This is a genomic window from Ligilactobacillus agilis, from assembly GCF_025311475.1.
In the GTDB taxonomy this organism is placed as follows: domain Bacteria; phylum Bacillota; class Bacilli; order Lactobacillales; family Lactobacillaceae; genus Ligilactobacillus; species Ligilactobacillus agilis.
The window spans coordinates 110,859-135,847 of the sequence record NZ_CP104397.1 but is presented as its reverse complement, the minus strand read 5'-3'; the positions used below and the strand labels follow the sequence as shown (position 1 = coordinate 135,847).

The following is a 24,989-nucleotide window of genomic DNA, read 5'->3' as shown; positions in this document are numbered from 1 at the left end:
AAAAAGTTTTTTATTTATTGGGTATGCTTATACTATACCGAGTGAAAGTGAAGATTTTGTGAACAATTTTTTAGGAAAGTTCGATAAAATCCTAAGCTTTTCTTAAAATCAATTCCGGTACATCTTTAATTCCAAGAACAAGTCGTTATAGCGTTCCAGCCACTTAGGCCCTAAGTTCTTATAAACTTCCATCTTAGCTAACTGTTGCTTACTTGGATAAAATTGTTTATCCCCAGTTACTGACTTAGGCAATAACTTCAACGCTCCTTCATCAGGCGTTGAGTACCCGACGTACTCAGCATTTTGAGCGGCATTTTCCGGACGGAGCATGAAGTTAATGAAGGCATAAGCCCCCTTCAAGTTCTTAGCCCCCTTAGGAATTACGATGTTATCAAACCACAGGTTGGTTCCTTCCTCTGGAATAACATAGTGAAGGTGCTTATTTTTGGACAGCATATCCACCGCTTCACCAGAGTAGGTTACAGCTAGGTTACTTTCCCCGTTAACCATGTACATCTTAATTTCATCGGAAACGATTGCCTTAGCATTCGGAGTTAAGGATTTCAATTTTTCATAGGCCTGTTCAACCTGCTTATCATTGGTGCTGTTAAGCGAGTAACCTAGGCTACTGAGCCCAATTCCAATAAACTCACGGGCTCCATCAATAAACATGATTTGATTTTTAAAGCGCGGATTCCATAACTTAGCCCAGGTATCAACATCACTAGCCCGATAATATTTATCGTTATAAATGATGCCCAGCGTTCCCCAGAAATAAGGAACTGAGTAGGTATTATGGGGATCAAAGCTTTCGTTTAAGTATTCCTTCCCAATGTATTTAAGGTTAGGTAACTTCTTTTTGTCTAACTTGACTAAGAGGTGGTCATTTCTCATCTTTTCCACCATATATTCACTTGGGACCGCTATGTCGTAGCTAGTTCCCCCTTGTTGAATCTTGGTATACATCGCCTCGTTAGAGTCAAAGGTTTCGTAGTTAACTTTATAACCTGTTTCCTTTTCAAACTTAGTTATTAAAGCCGGGTCGATATAATCACCCCAGTTATAAATATTAACAATCTTTGCTCCGGCCTGGCCCGTCGATTTATTGAGTTCATAGGCCCCCGCCACCAAGACTATGATAATAACGATAATACCAATTAAAAGTGAACGGAGTTTTTTCATTTAAGTAACGCCCCCCTTCTCTTCTTGCCGCGGCGCTTCCGACTATCTTTACTAATGAAGTAGTAGCCCACCACTAACACCAAGGAAAAGAGGAAGACTAAGGTACTGAGGGCATTGATTTCTAAACTAATCCCTTGCCGCGCCCGTGAGTAAATTTCTACAGACAAAGTGGTAAAGCCATTCCCCGTCACGAAGAAGGTCACGGCAAAATCATCAAGCGAATAGGTAAATGCCATAAAGTAACCCGCGATAATTCCTGGGGTTAGGTAAGGCAAGATAACGTTGGTTAAAATTTGCCAATTATTAGCCCCCAAGTCATAGGCGGCCGAAATCATTGAGTCATTCATTTCCTGTAATTTTGGCAAGACCATCAAGACTACAATCGGGATACTGAAGGCAATGTGCGATAACAGTACCGTGGTAAAACCAAGGCCAAAGCCAGAGAAGAGATTGCCTAAAAAGGTAAAGAAAATCAAGAAGCTGGCCCCGATAATAACGTCAGGTGAAACCATTAAGACATTATTAGCCGAAAGCATTGCCGTCTTGGCTGCCCGTTTCTTGAGGTAGTAAATACTCATAGCCCCAAAAATGCCAATCACTGTCGCAATTAAGGCAGATAAAAAGGCTAACATAAAGGTGTTAAGCAAGATGATGATGAGGCGGGTATCACCAAATAACTCTTGGAAGTGAACCAAGGAAAAGCCTTTAAAGCTACTCATCGAATCGCCAGCATTGAAGGAGTAAAAAATCAAGTAGGCGATAGGCAAGTATAAGAAGATAAAGACTAGGGTTAAATACAAGTTTGACCACTTTAATTGTTTCACCTTACTTACCCCCTTTCTTTTTTTCACCAGTTAGTAACATCACGATAAACATGGCAATAATCAAGACCACCCCGATAGTTGAACCCATGCCCCAATTTTGGGTCACTAAGAAGTGTTCTTCAATCGCAGTCCCCAATGTGATTACCCGGTTACCACCAATTAACCGCGTCAGCATGAAGAGGGATAAAGAAGGAATGAAGACTGCTTGAATTCCACTTTTAACCCCATTCATGGATAAAGGCAAGATGACTTTCCAAAAGGTCTGCGCACTATTGGCCCCTAAATCCTTGCTAGCAGAAAGCAAGGAGGGATTTAGCTCCTCTAGGGCATTAAAAATTGGAATAATCATAAAGGGTAACTCAATGTACATCGCTACAATCAAAAAGCTAGCGTCTGTAAATAAGAGTTGGTGGGGAGCTAGGCCAAAAAAGCCCAAGAAGCGGTTAATGCCCCCGTGAATTCCAAAGATACCGATAAAAGCATAGGCCTTCAGTAAGAGGTTAATCCAGGTTGGGAGGATAACCAACAACAACCAAAGGTCTTTGTGCTTTAACTTTGTTAAGAAATAAGCGGTAGGATAACTGATTGCTAAGGTGATAATCGTAATCAAAAAAGCATACCACACCGAATTAAAGGTCATCAGCAAATACTTGCCCGAAGCAAAGTAGGTCTGATAATTAGTTAAGGTAAAGTGACCCTGGGGATCTAAAAATGAGTAAAAAACAATTAACGCCACCGGCGCAAAAACAAAGAGTACCAACCATAAAAAATATGGGATGGCAAAGAGGGTCTGCATCTTTTTCATTAATTTAGGGTGGGATACCAGTGGTTTTAACCACTGGAGGGATAGCCCTCACTTTAGGTTCGCTAGAACCTACTTTTTACCCTTTCGCCTCCTTATGATGTGTATTTACCGAACAAAGGTGCTATAATTATTAGTGAAGAAAGTGAGGTGAACCTAATGGAAACACAAGTTACTGTTAAAGTAAAATTAAATCTTGCCAATGCAGATATTGCTTCGAGTTTTACTAATATGATGGAACAATATCGCTTGGCTTGTAATTACGTTTCTGAATACATTTTTAATCACGATTTTGATATGAAACAAAGCCGATTAAACAAAGCTTTGTATACTAATTTACGTAGCCTGTTTATGCTTAAATCGCAAATGGCTCAATCTGTAATTAGAACCGTGATCGCCCGTTATAAAACCGTTAAAACTCAAATGAAACGCAACCCTTATAAGTATCAAGATGTTAATACTGGTGAATGGTATCGTGAAATTCGAGATTTAACTTGGTTACAAAAACCAATCGCCTTTAACCGACCTCAAGTAGATTTACAACGTAATCGCGATTGGTCCTATTTGAGTAGCGGTCAGTTATCGATTAACACCCTTGATGGTCGGGTTAAAGTTAATCCGATTTGTCACGGCTTTGACCAATACTTTGATGGCACTTGGAGCTTTGGTTTAGCCAAGTTACTTAAAACTGGTAGTAAGTGGTATTTACACATTTCAGCTACTAAAACTGTAGCTAATTTTGATAACCAAACTGTAAAGCACGTAGTTGGTATTGACCGTGGTTTGCGCTTTTTAGCTACTACTTATGACGAACAAGGTCAAACTGCCTTTTTTGACGGCAAGGCTGTGATGCGTAAACGGGCTAAATATCAAAAGTTACGGGCTAAATTACAAGCTAAAGGCACTAAATCAGCTAAACGGCGTTTAAAGAAATTATCCGGACGAGAGAACCGTTGGATGACCGATGTTAATCATCAGTTATCTAAGACACTGGCCCAAAAATTTGGTTCCAACACCTTATTTGTCTTAGAAGACTTAACAGGTATTTCCTTTGAACGCACTGATTTACCCAAAGCCTTACGTGATCAAAATAAATCCTGGGCTTTTTATCAATTAGCACAATTCTTGACTTACAAAGCGCACTTAAATAATAGTGAAGTAATTGAAGTTTCAGCTCAATATACTTCGCAACGTTGTCCTAAATGCGGAACGACTAAAAAATCTAACCGTAATCACGATTTACATGAATATCACTGCTCTAATTGTGGTTATCGCTCTAATGATGACCGCTTAGGTGCAATGAATATCCAGTTATTGGGTACGCAATATATTAGTGGGCAAGAACAACCTAAATTGGAATTAACAACTAACGCGTAAACGTGTTAGTTAAGTGGGTGCTGTCAACCACCCAATGATGTAGTCACGCATAGTGTAGGAGCAATCAATTGCGTTATGACCACTGACCGTAAGGTCGTGAACTACAAGCCTCTCACTTTAGTGAGGGGTAGTTGACAACTAGTCCCCCTAATCTTCGTAACTTTCAAGCCGGGCATCGAAATCTTCTTCCGACTCATTGAAACGCATAACGTGAATATCTTCTGGCTCAAAGTTTAAGCCATATTCTTGTCCAGGAACTGCCTTATGGGTGGAATGAATCATCCACTCATTACCTGCTTCATCATAGCAGATAATTTCATAGTGAACTCCCCGGAAGAGTTGGGTATCGACTTTAACCTTGAGTTTACCCGCTTCCACGCTAGTCAAAGTCAAATCTTCTGGACGTAACACCACTTCCACGGGTTCGTTAGGACGCATCCCCCCATCAACACAGGCAAACTGGTGCCCAACAAATTCGACCAATTCGTCTGCAATCATGGTTCCATCAACAATGTTACTTTCCCCGATAAAGTCAGCCACATAGTGGTTAATCGGCTCGTCATAAATATCAACCGGTGTTCCACTTTGAACGATTGATCCGTTATTGAGGACGAAGATTTCATCACTCATGGCCAAAGCTTCTTCCTGGTCATGGGTCACGAAGATAAAGGTGATTCCCAACCGCCGTTGCAATTCCCGCAATTCATACTGCATATCAGTTCTCAACTTATGGTCTAAAGCTGAAAGAGGCTCGTCTAATAGTAAAATCTTAGGTTCATTAACAATCGCTCTGGCAATCGCCACCCGTTGTTTTTGTCCCCCTGACATCTCATTAATCCCGCGCTTTTCGTAACCATCCAAGCGAACCATCTTCAAAGCTTCTTTTACCTTGGTTTCAATCTGTTCCTTAGGTAAATGCCGCATCTTCAAACCAAAGGCAATATTATCAAATACATTCATATGTGGGAACAAAGCATAATCTTGGAAAACGGTATTAACTTGGCGCTTATTAGCCGGAACCTTGTTAATTCTTTTCCCTTCAAAGTAAATGTCTCCCTTAGTTGGCTCTGAAAAACCTGCGATCATGCGGAGAATCGTCGTCTTACCACACCCTGAAGGCCCCAGTAAGGTGTAAAACTTCCCCTCCTCGATGTCAAAACTGATATTTTTCAAAACTGGCACGTCGTCGTCATAAGACTTCATGACGTTATTAAATGAAATAATTGCTTGTTTCACAATCTAACCCCCTTGTTTTATAAGCCACCGCTGCGTGACTTTTCACGTTTCTTAGTGCACGATATATTAGCACTCCTAGGATAATACACTATATATAATTATTATGCTAGCATTTTTATTCAATTTACATTAAATAAACTTAAATAAAAAATGTCATTGAGATTACAAACCAACACTAATAAGAATGACCCCTACGTTGTATTTTCAACGTAGAGGTCATTCTTATATTATTTGACAGTTGAAGCCATTCTAACTAATACCGTTAAATCCTTGGCTTCCAGGCTATAAACACTATTACCAGCCTGCCACTTTAAGATAGGTGCCTGTTGGCCACTAGAACTAGCTACACTAAAGCTACCAGACCCATACTTATCAGGTGTAGGCAAGTAGTAACGCTCTAGCAGTTCCACTACCTTGCGAGCAGTTGGTACTGGGTCTTCGTCATTGACTGCCACTGCGTGGACACCTAAAGACCAGCGACCTTCATTCCAGTGCAAGTACTTTTGACCTGCCCCAGAATCAATCGTCCCAATAATTCCATATCCCAGGTTAACCTTAGGTAGACCTTGAGTCATGGCCGCCGTTTGGTAATTGATTTCAGCCTGGGCTTCGCTAGCGGAACCATAGGTCTGCTTGGTAAAGACGGCATAATCAGTTACATCCCGCAAACTATTGGCGTTAAAGTCTTGACCACTGGCAGCTTGGCTGTAGTGAATACTATAGTTGTTCCCATCACCTTCATACCAGACGTTTAACTTCTTACTTTCATCGTTATAACCTGGATTATTAGGAAGCACAATCTCCTTACCTAAGTTATACTTTAGCAAATAATTAAACTGGCCTAGCCGTTGTAGATTTTGCGTTGCCGAAATCCGTACTTGACCAGAGTAGTCAGGTGCACTCGAAGTAGTAGCACTGCTTTGAGCCTGACTACTACTTGCTTCACTACTGCTTTGACTAGAAACCGAACTTGAGCTACTAGTAGAACTTGCTTTTTTAGTCTGGGCTTGCTTCTTGTGGCTCGTGGAAACCTTATCGCTGCTAGCTTGCGCTTGCTTTTCCGTTTGGTTACCACAGCCCGCTAACATTAAGGCTAAGGCTGCTAACGAAACTATCAACGTTTTTTTCATAGCCATTCCCCCAATCTTAACGACGGGGACATTTTTTAGTGGTACAAATCAAAACGTCCCTTGGCTAATAATTCCTTCAAACCACCAATATCAACTAAAGACTTGTTCATGATTGCCTTCTTAACAAAGGAAGCAGGGTACCCCTTGATTTTCTTAGTACCAACCACCCCAAAGGCGTGGGTGTTACCTACGGAAGCAACTGTCCCTAGTGACTTGAAGTCGAAGTCTTCTGTTGCTTCTCCCTTTAATTGGTGAGCTAAGTTAGTAGCTACGTGAGCTCCCATCCGGGTTGCGATTTGAGCAGTAGTTGGGAATGGCCGGTTAGAAGCTGAATCCATCAATGCGGAAACGTCCCCGATAATGTAAACATCATCATAATCTGGGGCAGTTAAGTTAGGCTTAACCATTACCCGACCCCGACGTTGTTCAAAGCCAGATTCACCGATAACAGGGCTACCACTGACACCAGTAGTCCAAACGATTGTAGCTGCTTCTACTACGTGTTCTTCTGGATCATCTTTGCCCTTAGCGTAAACAACTTGCCCTGGACGAATTTCCTTAATCATGCAGCCCGTCATCAAGTTAACCCCTAATTTCTTAATTAGGTTAACCCCGTATTGAGCCATTTCATCATCAAACATTGGTAAAATCCGGGTAGCTGCTTCTACACAGATAATTTCGATTTCACTTTCATCTACGCCGGCAATTTGGGCATACTTCTTGCGTTCGTCAACGAAAGCCCCAGCTAATTCAATCCCGGTAAAACCAGCCCCACAGATAAGTAACTTGAGGTAGTTCTTATCCTTAGTTTCCTTGTATTTCTTCATCATGGCGATGATGTGTTGGTGAATTGCTTCGGCAGTATCAATGTCAACCATTTGCAAGGCATTTTCTTGGGCCCCTTTGATACCAAATGTTTCTGAGCAAAAACCTAAGGCGACAACCACATAGTCATAGTGGAGGCTACCATTCTTCTTAACTGATACCAACTTATTAGCTGGGTCAATCTTAGTAACTTCGTCTTGTAAGAAAGTTACCTTCTTGTCGTTTAAGACATCTCTAATTGGGTATGTAATCTTATCCTTTGGTTGGGAACCAGCAGCAACTTCGTGTAACTCAGTTGCTTCATAGTGATAGTCATTCATATCAACTAAAGTGATGTGGAAATCTCCACTTTCCTTTTGCAAATTACGAACAGTCTTTAAACCTGCATAACCTGCACCTAATACTAATACTTCCTTCATAGTCAGCACGAACTCCTTTACAATATAATTCCGATTAAGTAAGTCACTACTTGGGTTAAAGAACCCACTGCAAGAATCCTTACTCCACAGATAAACGTTTCCCTTTTTACTTGTTTTTGCCACAACAACTTAGTTTGCTTGTAGATAAATGGAATCAATAGCAAACTCAGCAAAACTGTGGCTGGGGCAAGCCCCCATAAAAACTCTCCAATAATTGCTAATAAAGCTACGACATTGGCCCCGGCAAACAGCCACAGCCCACCCTTTAAGCCTATGTAATGGACCAGGGTGTAGCGGTGATTTTTTTCGTCTTCTTCCTTATCACACAGGTTATTGGCTAACATCAAATTAGCAATCCACAGTGTGTTAGGCAAGGCAATTAGCAAAATCCGCCCTAAATTCGCCCAGGTCCAAGCAAAATCTTGGTAGGTGTTGAGGTAGACGCAGATTAAACTAATTACAAAGCCCATGGTAAAACCAGAGAAAAATTCACCTAGTGGCAGGCTCGATAACGGCCTAGGTCCAGCCGAATAAAGTAAGCCCACCAAGAAACAAAAGCCCCCCATAATCAACAGGGGCCAGCCTACTAGCCAGGCTAGCACTAACCCTATCAACAGTGAACTAATAAAAAAGCAAGCCATTATTGTTTTGACTTGGACTAAAGATAGGTGCTCACGGCCAATGATATTGGTATTTTGTTTGTAATCATGAACATCGACCGCCCGGTGATAATCATTATAGTTATCCCAAATGTCGACGAACATGTTAAATAAAAACATGGCCACAAAATACATGAGAACATAGGCAACATGGACCGTACCATAGTAGTAATAGCTAAAACAAAGACCAATTAAAAAGGGTAAAACACTGGCCGTCTTAGCTTTCATTTCGACCAATTCCAAAAAAACTGGGACAGTCATCTTCAAGTACCCTTCTCTCAATAAAACTTTTACATAATTATTATAAAGCAATCTCTTAAATTTGAAAAATATTTTGCCAAATTAAAATCGTTTACAATTTAATTTCTTAACTAGCTTTTAAGCTTTTAAACGGGTAGAATTAAACTTGTATCTAAACGTTAGTAAAGAGGTTTATTCATGTCATCATATTGGAAAACATACCCTGTTTTAGAAAAGCAAGTTGCGCTAGTTAAAAACCTAATCGAACAACGCGTCCAAGTTCGTAATCCAGAAATCTCCCAGGCGGTCGCCCAGCTAGCTCAGGCTGGGGGTAAGTACCTGCGTCCGGCCTTTTTCTTTTTATTTACCAACTTTGGCCCCAACCAAGACGAAGACCGGCTGACCAAAATCGCCGCTTCCCTAGAAATCTTACATATGGCGACCCTAATCCATGATGATATTATTGACGATTCCCCCTTACGGCGTGGCACGGTTTCTATCCAAGCTAAATTTGGGAAAGACATCGCCGTTTATACTGGTGACTTATTGTTTACCATTTTCTTTGACTTGACCTTAGAAACTATGAACGGTTCTCATTATATGCAGATCAACGCAGCCGCTATGAAAAAGATTTTACTAGGTGAACTAGACCAAATGCAGCTCCGTTACAACCAGACCCAGTCAATTCACGATTACTTACGGTCAACCTCTGGTAAGACGGCCGAACTTTTTCGCCTGGCAAGTTTAGAAGGCGCCTACTTTAGTGGGGCTAGCCCAGAAGTAGTCCGCCGGGCCGGGCGAATCGGGCTCAACATTGGCCTAGCCTTCCAAATGCTAGACGATATCTTGGACTATAGTGCTAACCAGGCCGACTTCAATAAACCAGTCATCGAGGACCTAAATACTGGGGTCTACACGCTTCCACTGCTCCTAGCCCTAAAAAAAGAGCCGGCAGCTTTTAAACCATACTTAGATAAACAAAACCAAATGGAGTTGGAAGATATGCAGGCCGTCGCTAACCTAGTCAGAACCTTAGGCGGAGTCGATGCTGCTCGTGAGGTCGCCCGCAAGTTTACCCACAAAGCCTTAGTTGATATTGAAGGCCTGCCTAAGTCTCAGACTAAAAAGCAGCTTACTAAACTAACCAACCATTTACTTAAACGTAAAATCTAACTAAAAAAGTCACGCATGAATCTCCATGCGTGACTTTTAGTTTAAAGGCGCCCGTCATCAATCGCCTTTAGCTTTTGGTAGCGAGGACTGGTCTTAGCCAATTCTTCTGGACTACCTTCCATCTCTAGCTGACCATCCTCAATAAAGATTACTTTATCTACTTGTTCGATTCCCTTCAAATGGTGGGTAATCCAAATCAAGGTTTTGCCCTGTAACTGTTCCATAAAGGTCGTAATTAGGGCCTGCTCCGTTACTGGGTCTAGCCCAACCGTCGGCTCATCTAGGAGGACAATCGGAGTATCTTGAAGTAGGATGCGGGCTAGCGCCAAGCGGTGTCGCTCCCCGCCAGAAAAACGGAGGCCGGCTTCATCAACCATGGTCTCTAAACCCTTTGGTAAACTAGCTACCATCTTCTTAAGTCCAACCCGTTCAAGCACTGCCCAAACGTCCTCAGGGCTAGCATCCTCATTACCCAAACGAACGTTGTTAATTAAGGTCGTATTAAATAAATATGGCGCTTGCTGAATGACACCAATATAATCAGCCATTTGTTCATTTAGGACACTGACATCCACACCACCGAGGGTAATTTGGCCCTTGGTAGGCTTGAGGTCACCGCGTAATAAGTTGGCTAAGGTACTCTTACCAGAACCACTCCGCCCTAAAATGGCCAGCTTTTGTCCCCGTTTAATCGTTAAGTTCAAATCAGTCAGCACTTCTTTTTGATTCTTACCATATTGGAATGATAAGTCTTTGACGACCAAGTCATAAGGTGCTTGTGGCAACTCACTGACTTCTTTAGCCTCCCGTTGGTCCGGCAACTTATTTAATCGTTCCAACGAGTCGGCATAAACATTGGTTTCCTGACTAGCAGCTGGTAGGCCGGCAAAAGCATCGACTAAAGGAAAGATGGCTAAAACAAAAGCTGCAATCCAGTTAGCTGCACCCCCGTGGTCACCAACAAACTGACCACTAGCCCATAGCAAGGTTACTAAGGCCATCCCCCCGTAGGTTAACTCAAACAGTAAGCTGCGCAAGTTATTGAATTTCCGCAGTTTGGCTTGGACGGCATACAAGTCAGCTTGAGCCTGTTCATGCAACTCAACGTACTCTTGGCCCCGCTGACTAAAGATCCAATCTGAAATTCCCAAGACATTGTCAGTGAGGTTAGTATAGAGCTCGTTTTTTAGAACCTTCTCTTGCTTTTGACGGGCCCCGTTAACTAGCACTGACCATAAAGGAAAGACGATGAGGATAATCCCAAAATAAAAGAGCATGACAAGCGCAAACCATAGTGAGTAAAAGCCCAAGGCAATCACTATGAAGATGTACAAGAGCCAGGCGATTACGGTCGGAAAAATCGTCCGTAAATAAAGGTTTTGGAGGTGGTTAATATCTTCGGCCAACAACCCCATTACATCCCCCAGGCTATAATCACGCTTGAAGAAAATCGCATCTTGCTCTAGGATGCGGTAAAGCTTCACCCGTAGGTTGGAGGTCATCTTTAAAACCCAGTTATGACTGGTTAGGCGTTCGACATAGCGAAATACTGGGCGGCCAATCCCAAAGGCCCGGGTAAGCACAATCGGAATGTAAACCAACAAAATATTGCTTGGATGTGAGGCCGACTTACTGATCAAATAGCCCGAATTAAACATCAATGCCCCCCCACAAAAGAAGGTGCAGAACCCTAAAAATAGGGCCAAATACAAGGTTTTCTTATATTGTTTCAAAAAGGGCTTCACCCATTTATCGCCTTGAAGTTGCTTAAATAACGCTACCTTATTCATTGACTCCACCCCCCATTTCATTTTTAAGCTGATAGAGGTAACCCTTTTTGGCTAATAACTCAGCATAAGGTCCCACTTCAACGACTTGACCTTCATTCAAAACTACCACCAAATCCATTTGATTTAACCAGTGGAGGCGGTGGGTCGCAAACAAGACCAAGCGGTTGGCCATTAGCGGCAACATTTTTTCCTTAAGTTCTAGTTCAGTTTCAATGTCTAGGTGAGCAGTTGGCTCGTCAAAAATCATTACCCGCCGCTGTTTATCCAAGAAGGCCCGGGCGAGCGCGATTCTTTGCGCCTGGCCCCCACTTAAAGCCCGGGCGCCATTTCCAATCTTAGTCTCTAACCCCTGGGGCAGTTCAGCTAAGAGCTCGTCTAAACCAACCACCTTAATAGCTTCAAGGATATCTGCTTCACTAGCATTAGGCGTATAGAAGGTCAAATTCTCCCGTAGGCTACCCTCAAAGACATAGGGGTTTTGGGGAATATAGAGTAACTGCTTTTTCCAATCAGCTTGGTCGAAGTTAGCTACCTCTTGACCGGCCAATTTAATTTGACCCTCCTTAGCAGGCAAGAAGCCACTCAAAAGGTTGATTAAGGTTGATTTACCGGAACCACTCATCCCGATAATCCCCACCTTTTGGTAACCTTTAAACTTTAGGTTGGTCCCCGCTAGGATTTCCTTTTGACCGTAGGCCATCCCTACATTGTTTAGCTCTAGGACTGAATCCTCACTCCAAGTAGGCAATTTAACTTGCTCTTTTTTGATTTCCTCTTTAGTCAAGATAGCTTGAATGGCTTGCATGGCGTTTTTACCGTCAAGGGTCGCATGGTAGTCATTAGCAAAGTCACGCACCGGTAAAAAGTACTCTGGCGCTAGGATTAGAGCGGTTAGGGCTGGGAAAAGCTCCATCCGCCCGTCGATTAACCGCAACCCTAACAGGACCGCTACCACCGCGATTGACAGGGTCGTGAAGAAGTCTAACGCAAAGGTAGATAGAATCGCAATCCTTAAGGTGCTCATCGTTGCCTTGCGGAAACTTTCACTGGTCCGGTAGATACTTTGCGCATACCGCTTGCTTAAACCAAAGAACTTGAGGGTATCAATCCCACGTAATGAGTCTAAAAAGTGGTTAGATAAGCGCTGGTAGGATTCATACTGCCGGTCCGCCTTAGCCTTAGCCGTATAACCCAAGATAATCATAAAGATGATGATTAATGGAAAAACAATCAGTAATACTAGCCCTGACTGCCAATCGAGATAAAAGACGAAGGCAAGGATAATCCATGGAATAATCGACATGTTGACCATCTTGTTTAAAATTAGGTGTAAGTAATTTTCCACCTGGCTAACCCCATCTAAGGCCATAGTAATTACGTTCCCGGTACCTTCTTCTTGAACAATTTGCGGCCCGAGCTTAAAAAGTTTGGTGAGCAACTGACGCCGTAATAAGCGCGCTTGCGTTGCAGCGTAACTATCTAGCCGTTCATCCTTGAAGTAATTGATTAGGTGCCGGCCTAAATAGCAGAGGACAAATAGCCCAATTGCCGGACCTTGTGTTGTTAAACTTTCACCCGACCATAGGCCGGTAATTGCACTACTCAAGTAGTAAGCTTGTCCGATAATAAAGAAAGCTTGCAAGACATCAAGCCCCGCAAGCAATCCCATTAATTTCTGAATACCCGACAAGCGCATAATCGCTTTATCGACCATTATTTTTCCCCCGTTACAATGACTGGTTGCTTAATCCGTTTTCTAAAGATGTAGTATGCCCACGCAGTGTAAGCTAATACAAATGGAACCAAGGTGATTGCAATGATTGACATCAATTTCAAAGTATATGGAGTTGATGAAGCATCTTTAATCAATAAGTCATACTTAGAACCAAGTGAGCTGATCATTACCCGTGGGAAGAGCCCTTGGAAGAGCAAGATTACCACGCTCACTAGGGAAAGACCACTAGCAATAAAAGCAGTCATTTCTTTACGCTTAAAGACAGCTAGGTGAGCAATCACTGTTAGTAAAACAATGACTACTAGAGTAATTAAGGTTGTAGCTGCATGAAGCTTAAAGAAGTCGGTCATAAAGAAGAGTAAGACCGCAAAGACTACCAAGCCTAGGTAAAGCACCCAGTATAAGAATTGGGCGTAGTTACGAGCCCGTTCTCTAACAGGACCTTCGGTTTTCAAACTAATGTAGTTCAAACCATGGAGGTAAGTCAAAAGTACTACGGCCACCCCACCAACGACAGAAAAGACGTTGATATAGTCTGTAAAGGTAGCTGACATGTTGCCGTTAGCATCAATTGGCATCCCTTGAACCATACTAATAAACATAACCCCTAAGAAGAAAGGCACCATGCATGAACCAATACTTAAAGTCCAGTTCCAACGTTGCTTCTTTTCAACTGGAACCTTGTGTCTAAATTCAAAGGATACCCCCCGAATGATTAACCCAAAGAGAATAATCAATAAGATGAGGTAGTAGCCACTAAATAAAGTTGCATACCAGTATGGGAAGGAAGCAAACATTGCCCCCCCAGCAGTTAGTAACCACACTTCGTTACCATCCCAAACCGGTCCAATCGTCGCAACGATTTGGTCTTTTTCTTCTTCATTGTGAGCGAGTGACTGAACAGCCATCCCTACCCCGTAGTCGAAACCTTCTAGGAAGAAGAAACCTGAAAATAAGACGCCGATTAGTAAGAACCAAAAGAATTGTAAACCACTCATCTAAAACGCCCCCTTATCAAATGGATCAACTGAAGCATTAGTTACTGCCCGCAGTTGTTCTTCTTCATATTCCGGCCCCTTCTTCAATTCTCTAACCACTAAGCCAATCATCGTGATTGCTAAGGAAGTAAAGAGCAAGAAGTAAACCGTGTTAGAAATTAGTAATGAGGTTACAGAAACATTTGGTGACACACTTTGTTGGATGGTAAATAAACCATAAACAGTCCATGGATAACGACCGAATTCGGTAATCATCCACCCAAAAGTATTAGCTAGGAATGGGGCAAAGGTTGTTAGACCCATAATCCATAGCATCCACTTCTTCTCATACAAGATTGGGTTCTTCTTGCGTGTGAAGAAGAGTCCTAAAGCAGATACTAAGAACATCAAGACCCCGAAGGCCGCCATCAAACGGAAACTATAGAACAGCGTGTTAACCATTGGATAGTAGTTACGCTTACCATATTTAGCCGTTAATTCCTTATTAACGGTATCCATCCCTTTAACTGAACCGGATGGCTTGCCGTAAGAAAGGATACTTAACATGTAAGGAATCTTAACCCCAAAGACTTCTTCGTGTTTGGCTTCGTTAGCCCAAGCAACCACTGTCCAAGCAGCTGGGTCGCCAGAATCCTTGTAGTCACCTTCCATAGCGGCAAACTTCATTGGTTGGTCGTTAAGTAAGGCTTTCATTTGTAAGTCACCAATCCCCATTACGGAAATTGAACCGATTAATGAAATCACTAAGCCCAAACGCACTGATTTCTTATAAAGGTTAGTAGTTGTAGCCGATAACTTGTCCTTCTTCAACAATCTAAAGGCAGCCAAACCAGCGACAATAATCCCACCCATGGTAATTGCCCCGGTAATTACGTGCCCATATTCATAGAAGAACTGTGAGTTAGTAATAAGTGCTAAAAAGTCGGTCATTTCGGCCCGGCCATGACGGATAGTGTATCCAACTGGGTGTTGCATGAAACTATTAGCGGCTAAAATCCACATTGCAGACAACATTGACCCTGCTACTACCAACCAAATAAAAGTTGCGTGTAGCTTCTTGCCGACCTTATCCCAAGTAAACATCCATAAACCTAAGAATGTTGATTCCATGAAGAAGGCTAACAATGCTTCAACAGCCAATGGTGCCCCAAAAATATCACCAACAAACCGTGAGTAATCAGACCAGTTCATCCCGAATTGGAATTCTTGGATAATCCCGGTCACAACCCCCACCGCAAAACTCAAGAGCATGATATTACCCCAGAACTTGGTTAATTTCTTATACTCTTCATTATTTGTCTTGACATAACAAAGTTCCATAATTGCGACTGCTAGAGCCGTACCGATTGTAAAAGGTACGAAGAAAAAGTGGAAAATGGTCGTCATCGCAAATTGGAAGCGTGCCAAAGTCACAATACTCATAGAAATCCCCTCCCGTTTTAATTTACATTCTTAAACGGTAACTAGGCTATAAATAAGCAAACAAGTGCACAGTTTCATCCTAGTTACCTTAAACCAAGCTAGATTTTAACATATCCTTAATTGTTGCGTCCAACTTAAATTTAAGTTGCACGTCACAAATTAGTCTACACTTGAAGTATACGCCTACATTTAAAATTTTTCAAAGATTTACTAATAATTTTAAATTTTAGACAATTTTTTGTAGTTTTGCCAACTGTGCCAGTAATTTATAGCGCTGAATTTTCCCACTGGCAGTCCGGGGATAGTCGGTAACTAGATAGAATTCCTTAGGCACCTTATAGTGGGCCAGGAACTTACGACCATAGGTCACTAACTTTTCCCGGGAAATATCTTCTTTTAATTTTATAAACGCCACTGGTACCTGGCCCCACTTAGCATCTTCCTTAGCAGCAACCACTATCTCTGCCACCGCAGCCAGTTTAAGGTAACAATCCTCAATTTCCCGTGGGAAGATATTTTCTCCCCCGGAAATAATCATGTCACCCTTCCGCCCCTTTACATACAAGTAGCCGTCTTGATCTAAGCTCCCGATGTCTCCGGTTTTAAACCAACCGTCAACAAAGGTCCGCTGATTTTTTAATGCCTGGTGATAGTAACCTGGGCTAATATTTGGTCCCTTAAGCATAATCTCCCCGTCACTAGCGAGTTTTAACTGGATGAAGAAATGTGGTTTACCCGCGGAACCGAGGTGACTAGCAGCGTCATTAAAACTTAAAGCCACGACCTGAGACGCTGTTTCCGTCATCCCATAAGACTGGATTACCGGCCACCCTTGTGCTCGACATTTTTCCAAGCTAGGCTTATCAATCGGTCCCCCACCTAGCAAAAAGAAGCGGAAGGCTGGATTCAAACTAGATTGTCCCAGTGCTAGTAGTTGCTTTAACATGGTTGGTACCACTGAAATCGCGGTAATATCTACTGCCACTAAATACCGCATTACCTCGTCAGCATCAAACTTAGGTAAGAGGGTCACCGTCATACCATAAATCAGTGACCGCATCATAATTGACAGACCACTAATATGAAATAAAGGCACCACACATAGCCAGTTATCCTCAGTAGTCAAGCCGAGATTTAAGGCCGAACCCAACGCTGAGTAGAGGTGGTTATTATAGGTTTGGCAGACCCCTTTAGGCTGACCACTCGTCCCCGAAGTATACATAATCGTGGTGACTTCGTCAGGCTTAAATTCTGCTTGAACCTGGCAAGCTTCGCTAGTCTGGTTAGTAAGCTCACTAAAACTTATCATCTCAAGCCCCGTTAGGCCTACCAACGCTAAGTCATCCTCGTAAATTAATAGTTCCACCTCAGCGTCTGCTAGCTGATATTGAAGTTCCGGCGCGGCTAGGCGTTTATTGAGGAGGACAATAACACAGCCTAGTTGTTGCAGCGCCAAGATTAAGCTGTAACCCGTCAAATTATTATTGGTCAACACCCCAACGTGCGTCCCCTTCTTGACAAGCTTTGCCAGTAAACCCATCTGCTTAGAAACCAAGTCGCCCAATTCCCTGAAGGTGAGCTTAGTTTCAGGGGTAACCACTGCTAGTTTAGTGGGACTTAAAGCAATTCTTTTTTTGAGCCAGTTTTCCATTTATTTTAAGGAAACTTAGGGAATTGATCAAAGTCTGGTTCGCGCTTTTCATTAAAGGCATCGCGCCCTTCCTTACCTTCATCGGTAGTGTAAAAGAGCATGGTGGCATCCCCTGCAAATTGCTGTAAACCGGCCAAGCCGTCCGTATCTGCATTCATGGCCGCCTTAATAAAGCGGATTGCCGTTGGTGACTTCTTCAAAATTTCATGGCACCACTCTAAGGTAACTTTTTCCAAGTCTGCAAGTGGAACCACCTTATTAATCCAATTCATTTCATAAGCTTCTTGAGCCGTGTAGAAGTGGTTTAAGAACCATACTTCCTTAGCCCGCTTGTGCCCAATTACCCGTGCTAGGTAACCTGAACCGTACCCCGCATCAAAACTCCCTACTTTAGGACCAGTTTGACCAAACTTAGCGTTGTCAGCAGCCAAGGTTAAGTCACATACTAACTGTAAGATGTTACCGCCCCCAACGGACCAGCCTTTAACCATAGCAATCACTGGTTTAGGGATAATTCTAATTAGGTGTTGCAAATCTAAAACGTTTAGGCGGGCAATCTTATCGGGGCCAACGTAGCCCCCATTTCCACGGACACTTTGGTCACCCCCGGATGAAAAGGCCTTATCGCCAGCCCCTGTTAAAATGATGACCCCAATCGAACTATCGTCGCGACAAATAGTAAAAGCGTCAATCATCTCTTGAACCGTTACCGGGGTGAAGGCGTTAAGTTTTTCCGGCCGGTTCATGGTAATCTTGGCAATCTTTCCTGTCCGTTCAAAAATAATTTCAGAATAATCTTTGATTTTTTCCCAAGTTACATTTGACATTTATAATCCACATCCTTACAAAAATGTTATAATTGAACCGCTCTTATTATAACATTGTTAGCAATATATTTAAGGGGTGATACCATGAATTTATTAGAAGAATTAGAGATTAACCAAGAGTTACTCTCTAAAACCGAGGTCCGCCTAACTATGCCCATCAAGCCTAAGCACCTCCAACCTTATGGCCTCCTTCACGGTGGCCTAAACGCCGTCTTGGCAGAAAGTGCTGCTAGCCTAGGAGCTAACCTCTACTGTCAACCTGACCAATTCCCCGTGGGACTCGACATTACGACCCATCATTTAAAGGCTGCTCAAGCTGGAAAAACACTCACCGTAATCGCAAGCCCCCTTTCGCTTGGACGAACAATTCATGTTTGGCAAGCAAAAACTTACCTCAATCAAACTGTAACCAGCTTTTCAACCATTACCTTAAAAATTAATAGAAAGTAGTTTTACCATGAATAAAAAAAGTACTAGTCGTCTAATAACTTTAAGCTTAATCTACCTAGCTTATATGCTGCTGTTCATCGACCGCTCCGTGTTAAATATCTCACTTGCCTATATCGGCAAAGACTTCCACCTAAGTCCCACCGCTTTAGGCAGCCTAGCCAGCGCCTTTTTCTTCAGCTATTCTCTCATGCAAATCCCGGGTGGCTGGCTAGTCGATAAACTAGGTAGTAAGAAAATGGTCGCTTGCACCCTAGGCTTGTGGTCACTACTCACCATTGCCACTGGGCTGGCCTGGTCTTTACTTTCACTATTGATTATTAGGTTTGCCTTTGGCTTAGCCGAGGGTCCTTATCCAGCCGCAGCTTTAAAGCAAATTTCTGAAACCTATCCAAAGTCTAAACGCTCACAGGCTACCAGCATCACCCTGTCATCCAACTATGCCGGAGCAACCATCGCGCCCTTTTTAATTACCTTTGCCATCGGTCAGTGGTCCTGGCGGGGCGCCTTTTTTGCCTTAGGCTTACTGGGGCTTCTTATCCTAGGAAGTTACTGTTACTACGAACGGCCCTTTAGCCAAACAGTTTCCACTTCAAGCGCACCTAAACAAAAGCTAAGCTTGAAGCAAGCCGACGCTAAAATCATCAGCTTCATCATTATCGGCCTGAGCCTTAATGTCGTGACCAAGGGGTTAGATACCTGGATGCCGACTTATTTGCTAGCCAAACGGCATTTAAACCTCAAAAATATCGCCTGGTTGGTCCCCCTACCTACAATTGCCGGTGGGATTGCGGCCTTAATCAGCGGCTTTTTACTAGTTCACCTCTTTAAAAACCAAGCTAAGCTCCTAATTGCCCTCAGCACCTTAGGAACATTAATTTTTATGTTTGGGATGTACCAAGCCACTGCTCTAACCTGGGTAATTGTCTGTGAAGTGCTGACCTTCTTCTTCAAAGCCTTAGCCTTCACAAGCTGCTTTGCTTACATTGCCCAAACGCCTAACCTCAAAAACTACGGTGCTTCGATTGGGTTAGTTAACTTCGGGGGCCAACTAGGCGGCTTCCTCGCCCCTATCATGATTGGGGCAGTCGTCCAACTTAGCGGTGGCTCCTTTACCGCCGCCTTCTTCTGCCTAGTCTTATGGTCCCTACTGGCCTTCATCAGTAGCTTCTTTATTAAGAACTAATAAAAAATAATAGCTCTAGCTTGCAGACTCACCGCAAGCTAGGGCTATTATTCATTAAACTTAAATATTAGTTGCCAAGAAATTATAAAGCATGGCCTCTTTTTGAGGGGCTGGGTCTACTCCGAGGACCTCAGCAATTTTATAAGCATATGCCAAGGCGGTTGCAGGCCCCCGGCTAGTGATGATATGCTTGGTCGAATCAACGACAACAATGTCTTCATGGTGCCGACCATTAGTTACGTCACTTGCAAATTCTTTTTCCATCTCTGGATAACAAGTATAATCACTGTCATTTAATAAGCCGTACCTAGCAAAGGCCATAGGCGCTGCACACATGGCTGCATTCCACTTACCGGCTTGGTTGCGTTTTTGCATTAGCGCCAGTAACTGGTCGCTGTTGCGCAAATTCTGAGCCCCTTGGTAACCACCAGGTAAGACCACCATGTCATAATCAAGGAGACTATCGTCTAAAACTTTATCACAGGTCAACTTGATTTGGTGGGCACCTGTTACTGCTAGTTCCTTTAACCCTACCATATCAACGTCTTGGCCTAGCCGCCGTAAGACATCGACTGGTGTTAAGGCTTCGATTTCTTCACAACCATCTGCAATCATAACTGCAATTTTCTTTGCCATTAAAATCCCTCCTGTAAATTAATTCAACTTTAATTCTAACACTAAGCAGTATAATATTGACGTTTTTTGACTGTAGCTAAACTAGGGGTATCTGCTACCTCAACGATGATGCCGGCATGATCTGAGATGCGGGCTGAATCTTGGCCGTCGAAGCAAACCCGACTAGAAAGCACCTCATTACTAGCGGTCGTTAAAATATAGTCGATTCTTTTTCCAACTTGACTATCTTCCCAACCATCAATCGCCCCACGAACTGTTAGCCCATCACCCTTAGCGACTGCTAATTCATAGGTATCCTGGAAGGATTGACAGATTTTTTGATAACTGCAATCATTTTGTTCGGCATCGACATTTAAGTCACCCATTAAATAGACTGGTTCTTTCAAATCAAAGTGACTCAACGCTTGTTGCCACTCCGCTTCAAAAATCTCGGCCTGCCAGCCATCAAAGTGTCCGGTAGCGATTGTTAGGTTACCGCTGCCAGCAAGCTTGGCTAGCAATAGCTTCCGCCGGCGGTAATCTTGATAACTCGCAAATTCTGGCTTAGCTACGATTACAGGAGCATGGACTGCTTGTAGTGGCTTCAAACTAAGCAGGGCGATACCTTCATCCAACTTATCATAACCAACGTGACTGGCCGTCCATGACCAAGCAAATTTTAACTTAACTCTCCTAAGCGCTCTTACTAATAAATAAGCAAAATTGTCCACCTTAACAGGTACATCACTTTCACTAGGAGGAACAAAACCACTGCCCAATAGCTCAGTCTGTGAAAGAATTGGACTTTTCATTGACTGACTAGCCTCTTGGAGCGCAATGATTGTAACAGATTCCCTAACAACAAAATCAACTAACTCTTGAATCTGTTCATTGACTTCATACTCTAACAGTGAGTGACAATTTAACGTTAAGATTCGCATAGAATAAACCTCGTTTGCTTAGATTAATTTTTAGTGACGGACCTAACTTTGCCGACCCGCCACCTTAATTTGCCCGGCTATAATTTGCTGTTTGTATGATTGGATTAACTTCCAAGTACTTTTAGGCAAGCTAGTATTAACGATGTCCACCCCGCGGTCGCTAAGATCATAATAGATTGTCTTGCCTCCAGGAAATTTCTTAGTCATCGCCTTGTTAGCCATATCTTTAACCGCAACATCAACCCGCTTTATAGTCGAGGCTAGGGTGACGTTACCACCGTCATACTCGCCCAGCTCGCCTTGATCTTGGTCAACTCCAATTACCCAAACCGTACGTCCAAGGTTCTTTCTTACCGCCTTGGCAGCAGTAAAGGCCCCTTCACCAGAACCTCCTGCTACAGTGTAAATAACATCAACTCCGTTATCATACATCGCTGCGGCCAAAGACTGGCCAATTCTAGGCTGGGAAAAAGTGCCCACGTACTTTTTATTAATCCTAATATTAGGGTCAACAGTATGTACTCCTTGAACAAAACCTTTGTAAAAGACAGCCATAACCGGACTATCGGTCCCCCCGATAAAGCCGACCTGCTTGGATTTACTAGTCTTAGCAGCGGCTACGCCTGCCAAAAAAGCTGCCTCGTTATCCCTAAATTGAACCGATGCCACATTAGGACGCTTAACTACGGTATCAATCATCACAAAGTTAGTATCCGGATACTTTTGGGAAGCTTTTTTAATCGCATCCGTTAGGCGGTAGCCAGTCGCAATAATCGTGTTATATCCCTTTTTGACCAACTTATCCATATTAGGGAAAAAGTCAGCATCGGAAAGGGACTGCGCATAGGTATAACCATTTGGTCCCTTAGCTACATGATGTTCCTTCCCCCATTCTACTAACCCTTTCCAAGTCGCAGCGTTAAAGGAACCATCTTCGACACCGCCCCCGTCGGTAACCATAGCTACCGTTGGAATTTGCTTGTGATTGCGGTTATTTGAATAGACAACCCCAAACCAAAAAACCACTCCTAATAACACTAACCCAACAATTATTGTCACAATCTTTTTCACACAAAAACACCCCACCTTCCGAATTCGCTTACAGCCGAATACTTAACTTGATTATACTAAATAATCGGCCAAGTTTATAGAGAAAGGTGAGGATTTTCAACTCATTTACTTTAAGACTAACCTTAACGCATTGGCTACTGCCAACAAGGTTACCCCTACGTCAGCAAAAACAGCCACCCACATCGTCGTTAACCCAAATAAACCTAGTAGTAAGAACAAAGCTTTAATGATTAAGGCAAAGCTGATATTTTCCCATACAATCCGTTTAGTCTTACGCGCAATCAAAATTGCCTGGGTCAACGTTAGCAACTCATCGTTCATTAAGACAATGTCAGCTGCCTCGATAGCTGCATCCGACCCCAAGGCTCCCATCGCAATTCCGATGTCGGCTTGTTTTAAAACCGGGGTATCATTTAAGCCGTCGCCAACAAAGGCTAACTTCTCCGTTGGACTGAGCTGTTCTTTTAGCTTAGCCACTTCAGCAACCTTTGCTTGTGGAAGGAGCTCACTTTTGACGGCAATCCCCAACTCACTTGCCACCTTAGTTGCTACCTGTTGGTTATCTCCAGTCAGCATCAACTGCTGCTTAATGCCTAGTTTTTTCAAATTGGCTAAAGCTTGCTTGGTGGTCTTCTTCAATTCGTCAGCGACTAAGATTGCACCTAGGTAAACACCATCATATGCTAGGTAACAGACAGTGGCTTGGGGGGCAGCCACAGCTTGGTAGGCTATCTTTTGTTTTTCCATCAAGCGAGCATTACCCAAGAAAATCGTGTGGCCTTCATAAAGGGCCTTTACACCTAGACCTACCAGTTGTTCGACTTGATCGACTTTATAAGTGGCAATATTTCCCGGGAAATTAGCAACGATTGCCTGGGCAACAGGGTGAGGTGAATCCTTTTCCGCTAGCGCTGCTAGGGTGATTAGCTTTTCAGCTTGGTCCGGTTCAACCGGTAAAACTTGACTTACCTTAAATTTTCCCTCCGTTAGGGTGCCCGTTTTATCATAAACAATCGTTGTCACCTTGGTTAGGGCTTCTAGGTAATTACTGCCCTTAATCAGTACCCCTGCACGTGAAGCTGCTCCGATTCCACCGAAAAAGCCCAGGGGAATTGAGATTACCAAGGCACAGGGACAAGAAATTACCAAAAAAACACAGGCCCTATAAAGCCAAGTTTGGAATGGTCCCCCGCTAACTAAGGGGCCAAGGAGGGCCAAGACTAGGGCTAATAGCACCACTACCGGAGTATAACGCTTGGCAAACCGGCGGATGAAGTTTTCAGTCTGAGCCTTTTGCTGACTGCTGTTTTGGACTAGGTCCAACAACTTGGAAACCGTACTCTGACCAAAACTCTTAGTAACCCGCAGTTCGATACTGCTAGATAGTACCACCATCCCGCTTAAAACTTCTTGCCCTACAGTTACTGGTCTTGGCTTAGACTCCCCTGTCAAGGCAGCGGTATCGAGGTAAGCTGTTCCCTGGGTAACAATCCCATCTAGGGGGATTCGTTCACCTGGTAAGACTGAAATTACTTGGCCAACCTTTACCTGGGCAGGATCAATCTGCTCACTTTGACCCGCCAGTCTCGCAAAGTCAGGTCGCAAGTCTAGTAAAGACGTAATCGCCCGTTGCGACTTGGCAACCGCTCGTTCCTGAAAAAACTCTCCCAACCGGTAGAAAATCATCACGGCGCAGGCTTCTGGGTATTGCTTAATCAAAAGCGCCCCCAATGTTGCTAGCGTCATTAGGAAATTTTCGTCAAACCAATCTCCCTGCCAAATATTTTTAGCGGCCGTTACGATAATTTGAAACCCGGCTACTAAATAAGCCCCTATGTAAACAATGACTGCCAACTGCGTGTCCCCAAGACAAAACCGCGCTAACACCACTAAGAGCAGGCTTAAGCCAATCTGACTTAAATCAAGTCGTTCCTCTTTAGTTAATTGCTTGAATGTTAGTACCATTTTTAGCCCCCCTTTACCCAAACTTATGAACACATGCTCATATATCTAACTAAAGTATAACACCGCTTGCAGGTAAGTCAATAGTCTTATTTGCGCCTAGAAATTTTTTGACGTAAAATTAGTTTAATCACTAATTTAGAAAGGTTTAATCTAAATCATATGGAAAAAAGCAACCACTTCTTGCCAACCGATGAAGAAACCGAACGGAGTGTAGAAATCTTTAAAGCCTTTGGCGATCAGACCCGCTACCGCATTTTATACTTACTCTTCAATAAGACGCTCTCGGTCACAGAAATTGCCACAGCTATCGGTCTTTCACAATCTGCTATCTCCCACCAATTAAAAATCTTACGCCAAACTGGTCTTGTTAAAGGCATTCGCGCTGGTCAAAAAGTCAACTACCAGCTAGCCGATGAGCACATCATCATGATTTTTAGGCAAGTTAAAGAACACATCAGTGAAGATTAGTTATTT

The 24,989-nt window shown here is 43.1% G+C and carries 22 protein-coding genes; 5 read left to right on the top strand and 17 right to left on the bottom strand.

Translation table 11 applies throughout. The annotated features are described in order from the left end of the window. Positions 1-108 precede the first annotated feature (108 nt). From N4597_RS00545 to N4597_RS00535, 3 genes are read right to left on the bottom strand one after another with little or no spacing between them, the layout of a single operon-like run. Complete coding sequence (locus N4597_RS00545) at positions 109-1,182, bottom strand: ABC transporter substrate-binding protein (RefSeq protein WP_089144082.1); 1,074 nt, start codon at positions 1,180-1,182, stop codon at positions 109-111. Continuing rightward, positions 1,179-2,006, bottom strand: coding sequence for an ABC transporter permease (locus N4597_RS00540; RefSeq protein ID WP_050611385.1), 828 nt, complete (start codon positions 2,004-2,006; stop codon positions 1,179-1,181). The genes N4597_RS00545 and N4597_RS00540 overlap by 4 nt, the downstream gene beginning before the upstream one ends. Position 2,007: 1 nt before the next feature. Beyond that, positions 2,008-2,811: an ABC transporter permease gene (locus tag N4597_RS00535; RefSeq protein WP_056976112.1), complete on the bottom strand. Its 804-nt coding sequence runs from the start codon at positions 2,809-2,811 to the stop codon at positions 2,008-2,010. A 156-nt stretch (positions 2,812-2,967) separates the two neighbouring features. Between N4597_RS00535 and N4597_RS00530 the strand changes: the two genes are divergently transcribed. Next, positions 2,968-4,185, top strand: coding sequence for a transposase (locus N4597_RS00530; protein ID WP_260904099.1), 1,218 nt, complete (start codon positions 2,968-2,970; stop codon positions 4,183-4,185). A gap of 147 nt (positions 4,186-4,332) precedes the next feature. Here N4597_RS00530 and N4597_RS00525 read toward each other — a convergent pair whose 3' ends face one another. The 4 genes from N4597_RS00525 to N4597_RS00510 form a co-directional block, all read right to left on the bottom strand. After that, positions 4,333-5,421 carry an ABC transporter ATP-binding protein gene (locus tag N4597_RS00525; protein ID WP_050611387.1) on the bottom strand — a complete coding sequence of 363 codons (1,089 nt, stop codon included), beginning with the start codon at positions 5,419-5,421 and terminating at the stop codon, positions 4,333-4,335. Between the two features lie 227 nt (positions 5,422-5,648). After that, positions 5,649-6,551, bottom strand: coding sequence for a hypothetical protein (locus N4597_RS00520; protein WP_260904097.1), 903 nt, complete (start codon positions 6,549-6,551; stop codon positions 5,649-5,651). A 35-nt stretch (positions 6,552-6,586) separates the two neighbouring features. Further along, the gene (locus N4597_RS00515) at positions 6,587-7,795 is read right to left on the bottom strand and encodes an NAD(P)/FAD-dependent oxidoreductase (RefSeq protein ID WP_056976108.1); all 1,209 of its coding nucleotides are present in this window, start codon (positions 7,793-7,795) and stop codon (positions 6,587-6,589) included. Between the two features lie 17 nt (positions 7,796-7,812). Further along, positions 7,813-8,715 carry a prenyltransferase gene (locus N4597_RS00510; RefSeq protein WP_050611390.1) on the bottom strand — a complete coding sequence of 301 codons (903 nt, stop codon included), beginning with the start codon at positions 8,713-8,715 and terminating at the stop codon, positions 7,813-7,815. Between the two features lie 177 nt (positions 8,716-8,892). Here N4597_RS00510 and N4597_RS00505 point away from each other — a divergent pair, with 177 nt between their 5' ends. Then, a complete protein-coding gene (locus tag N4597_RS00505) occupies positions 8,893-9,867 on the top strand; it encodes a polyprenyl synthetase family protein (RefSeq protein ID WP_260904093.1) in 975 nt (324 codons plus the stop codon). Between the two features lie 41 nt (positions 9,868-9,908). Here the strand turns inward: N4597_RS00505 and cydC are convergent, their stop codons facing one another. The 6 genes from cydC to menB form a co-directional block, all read right to left on the bottom strand. Continuing rightward, a complete protein-coding gene (gene cydC / locus N4597_RS00500; protein WP_260904091.1) occupies positions 9,909-11,657 on the bottom strand; it encodes a thiol reductant ABC exporter subunit CydC in 1,749 nt (582 codons plus the stop codon). After that, the gene (cydD, locus tag N4597_RS00495) at positions 11,650-13,371 is read right to left on the bottom strand and encodes a thiol reductant ABC exporter subunit CydD (RefSeq protein WP_260904088.1); all 1,722 of its coding nucleotides are present in this window, start codon (positions 13,369-13,371) and stop codon (positions 11,650-11,652) included. The genes cydC and cydD overlap by 8 nt, the downstream gene beginning before the upstream one ends. Then, positions 13,371-14,390 carry a cytochrome d ubiquinol oxidase subunit II gene (gene cydB, locus N4597_RS00490; protein ID WP_089144074.1) on the bottom strand — a complete coding sequence of 340 codons (1,020 nt, stop codon included), beginning with the start codon at positions 14,388-14,390 and terminating at the stop codon, positions 13,371-13,373. The genes cydD and cydB overlap by 1 nt, the downstream gene beginning before the upstream one ends. Continuing rightward, positions 14,391-15,812 carry a cytochrome ubiquinol oxidase subunit I gene (locus N4597_RS00485; protein ID WP_050611395.1) on the bottom strand — a complete coding sequence of 474 codons (1,422 nt, stop codon included), beginning with the start codon at positions 15,810-15,812 and terminating at the stop codon, positions 14,391-14,393. It abuts the gene before it with no gap. Positions 15,813-16,038: 226 nt separating this feature from the next. After that, positions 16,039-17,463, bottom strand: a complete 1,425-nt coding sequence (locus N4597_RS00480) for an o-succinylbenzoate--CoA ligase (RefSeq protein WP_260904085.1) — start codon at positions 17,461-17,463, stop codon at positions 16,039-16,041. Positions 17,464-17,468: 5 nt separating this feature from the next. Beyond that, on the bottom strand, positions 17,469-18,290 hold the full coding sequence (gene menB / locus N4597_RS00475; protein WP_050611397.1) for a 1,4-dihydroxy-2-naphthoyl-CoA synthase: 822 nt from the start codon (positions 18,288-18,290) through the stop codon (positions 17,469-17,471). Positions 18,291-18,374: 84 nt separating this feature from the next. Here menB and N4597_RS00470 point away from each other — a divergent pair, with 84 nt between their 5' ends. Both N4597_RS00470 and N4597_RS00465 read left to right on the top strand, forming a co-directional pair. After that, on the top strand, positions 18,375-18,740 hold the full coding sequence (locus tag N4597_RS00470) for a PaaI family thioesterase (protein WP_056976086.1): 366 nt from the start codon (positions 18,375-18,377) through the stop codon (positions 18,738-18,740). A 7-nt stretch (positions 18,741-18,747) separates the two neighbouring features. After that, on the top strand, positions 18,748-19,923 hold the full coding sequence (locus N4597_RS00465) for an MFS transporter (protein WP_225440761.1): 1,176 nt from the start codon (positions 18,748-18,750) through the stop codon (positions 19,921-19,923). A 60-nt stretch (positions 19,924-19,983) separates the two neighbouring features. Here the strand turns inward: N4597_RS00465 and N4597_RS00460 are convergent, their stop codons facing one another. The 4 genes from N4597_RS00460 to N4597_RS00445 all read right to left on the bottom strand — a co-directional run bounded on the left by N4597_RS00460 (position 19,984) and on the right by N4597_RS00445 (position 24,515). Next, complete coding sequence (locus tag N4597_RS00460; protein ID WP_260904079.1) at positions 19,984-20,559, bottom strand: DJ-1 family glyoxalase III; 576 nt, start codon at positions 20,557-20,559, stop codon at positions 19,984-19,986. Positions 20,560-20,600: 41 nt separating this feature from the next. Beyond that, positions 20,601-21,479 (bottom strand): endonuclease/exonuclease/phosphatase family protein, encoded by an 879-nt coding sequence (locus tag N4597_RS00455; RefSeq protein ID WP_167588892.1) that lies wholly within the window; start codon positions 21,477-21,479, stop codon positions 20,601-20,603. A gap of 42 nt (positions 21,480-21,521) precedes the next feature. Further along, complete coding sequence (locus tag N4597_RS00450) at positions 21,522-22,550, bottom strand: BMP family lipoprotein (RefSeq protein ID WP_260904077.1); 1,029 nt, start codon at positions 22,548-22,550, stop codon at positions 21,522-21,524. A gap of 105 nt (positions 22,551-22,655) precedes the next feature. Beyond that, positions 22,656-24,515: a heavy metal translocating P-type ATPase gene (locus N4597_RS00445; RefSeq protein WP_192944500.1), complete on the bottom strand. Its 1,860-nt coding sequence runs from the start codon at positions 24,513-24,515 to the stop codon at positions 22,656-22,658. A gap of 159 nt (positions 24,516-24,674) precedes the next feature. Between N4597_RS00445 and N4597_RS00440 the strand changes: the two genes are divergently transcribed. Further along, positions 24,675-24,983: an ArsR/SmtB family transcription factor gene (locus tag N4597_RS00440; RefSeq protein WP_050611404.1), complete on the top strand. Its 309-nt coding sequence runs from the start codon at positions 24,675-24,677 to the stop codon at positions 24,981-24,983. Positions 24,984-24,989: the final 6 nt, after the last annotated feature.

Excerpts from the sequence above, each read along its gene's own strand:
- N4597_RS00480 (WP_260904085.1), bottom strand. The coding sequence starts at position 17,463 with ATGGAAAACTGGCTCAAAAAAAGAATTGCTTTAAGTCCCACTAAACTA.
- N4597_RS00510 (WP_050611390.1), bottom strand. The coding sequence starts at position 8,715 with ATGACTGTCCCAGTTTTTTTGGAATTGGTCGAAATGAAAGCTAAGACG.
- N4597_RS00520 (WP_260904097.1), bottom strand. The coding sequence starts at position 6,551 with ATGAAAAAAACGTTGATAGTTTCGTTAGCAGCCTTAGCCTTAATGTTA.
- cydD (WP_260904088.1), bottom strand. The coding sequence starts at position 13,371 with ATGGTCGATAAAGCGATTATGCGCTTGTCGGGTATTCAGAAATTAATG.
- N4597_RS00530 (WP_260904099.1), top strand. The coding sequence starts at position 2,968 with ATGGAAACACAAGTTACTGTTAAAGTAAAATTAAATCTTGCCAATGCA.
- cydC (WP_260904091.1), bottom strand. The coding sequence starts at position 11,657 with ATGAATAAGGTAGCGTTATTTAAGCAACTTCAAGGCGATAAATGGGTG.
- N4597_RS00465 (WP_225440761.1), top strand. The coding sequence starts at position 18,748 with ATGAATAAAAAAAGTACTAGTCGTCTAATAACTTTAAGCTTAATCTAC.
- menB (WP_050611397.1), bottom strand. The coding sequence starts at position 18,290 with ATGTCAAATGTAACTTGGGAAAAAATCAAAGATTATTCTGAAATTATT.
- N4597_RS00515 (WP_056976108.1), bottom strand. The coding sequence starts at position 7,795 with ATGAAGGAAGTATTAGTATTAGGTGCAGGTTATGCAGGTTTAAAGACT.
- N4597_RS00445 (WP_192944500.1), bottom strand. The coding sequence starts at position 24,515 with ATGGTACTAACATTCAAGCAATTAACTAAAGAGGAACGACTTGATTTA.
- N4597_RS00535 (WP_056976112.1), bottom strand. The coding sequence starts at position 2,811 with ATGAAAAAGATGCAGACCCTCTTTGCCATCCCATATTTTTTATGGTTG.
- N4597_RS00545 (WP_089144082.1), bottom strand. The coding sequence starts at position 1,182 with ATGAAAAAACTCCGTTCACTTTTAATTGGTATTATCGTTATTATCATA.
- N4597_RS00455 (WP_167588892.1), bottom strand. The coding sequence starts at position 21,479 with ATGCGAATCTTAACGTTAAATTGTCACTCACTGTTAGAGTATGAAGTC.
- N4597_RS00505 (WP_260904093.1), top strand. The coding sequence starts at position 8,893 with ATGTCATCATATTGGAAAACATACCCTGTTTTAGAAAAGCAAGTTGCG.
- N4597_RS00485 (WP_050611395.1), bottom strand. The coding sequence starts at position 15,812 with ATGAGTATTGTGACTTTGGCACGCTTCCAATTTGCGATGACGACCATT.
- cydB (WP_089144074.1), bottom strand. The coding sequence starts at position 14,390 with ATGAGTGGTTTACAATTCTTTTGGTTCTTACTAATCGGCGTCTTATTT.
- N4597_RS00470 (WP_056976086.1), top strand. The coding sequence starts at position 18,375 with ATGAATTTATTAGAAGAATTAGAGATTAACCAAGAGTTACTCTCTAAA.
- N4597_RS00460 (WP_260904079.1), bottom strand. The coding sequence starts at position 20,559 with ATGGCAAAGAAAATTGCAGTTATGATTGCAGATGGTTGTGAAGAAATC.
- N4597_RS00440 (WP_050611404.1), top strand. The coding sequence starts at position 24,675 with ATGGAAAAAAGCAACCACTTCTTGCCAACCGATGAAGAAACCGAACGG.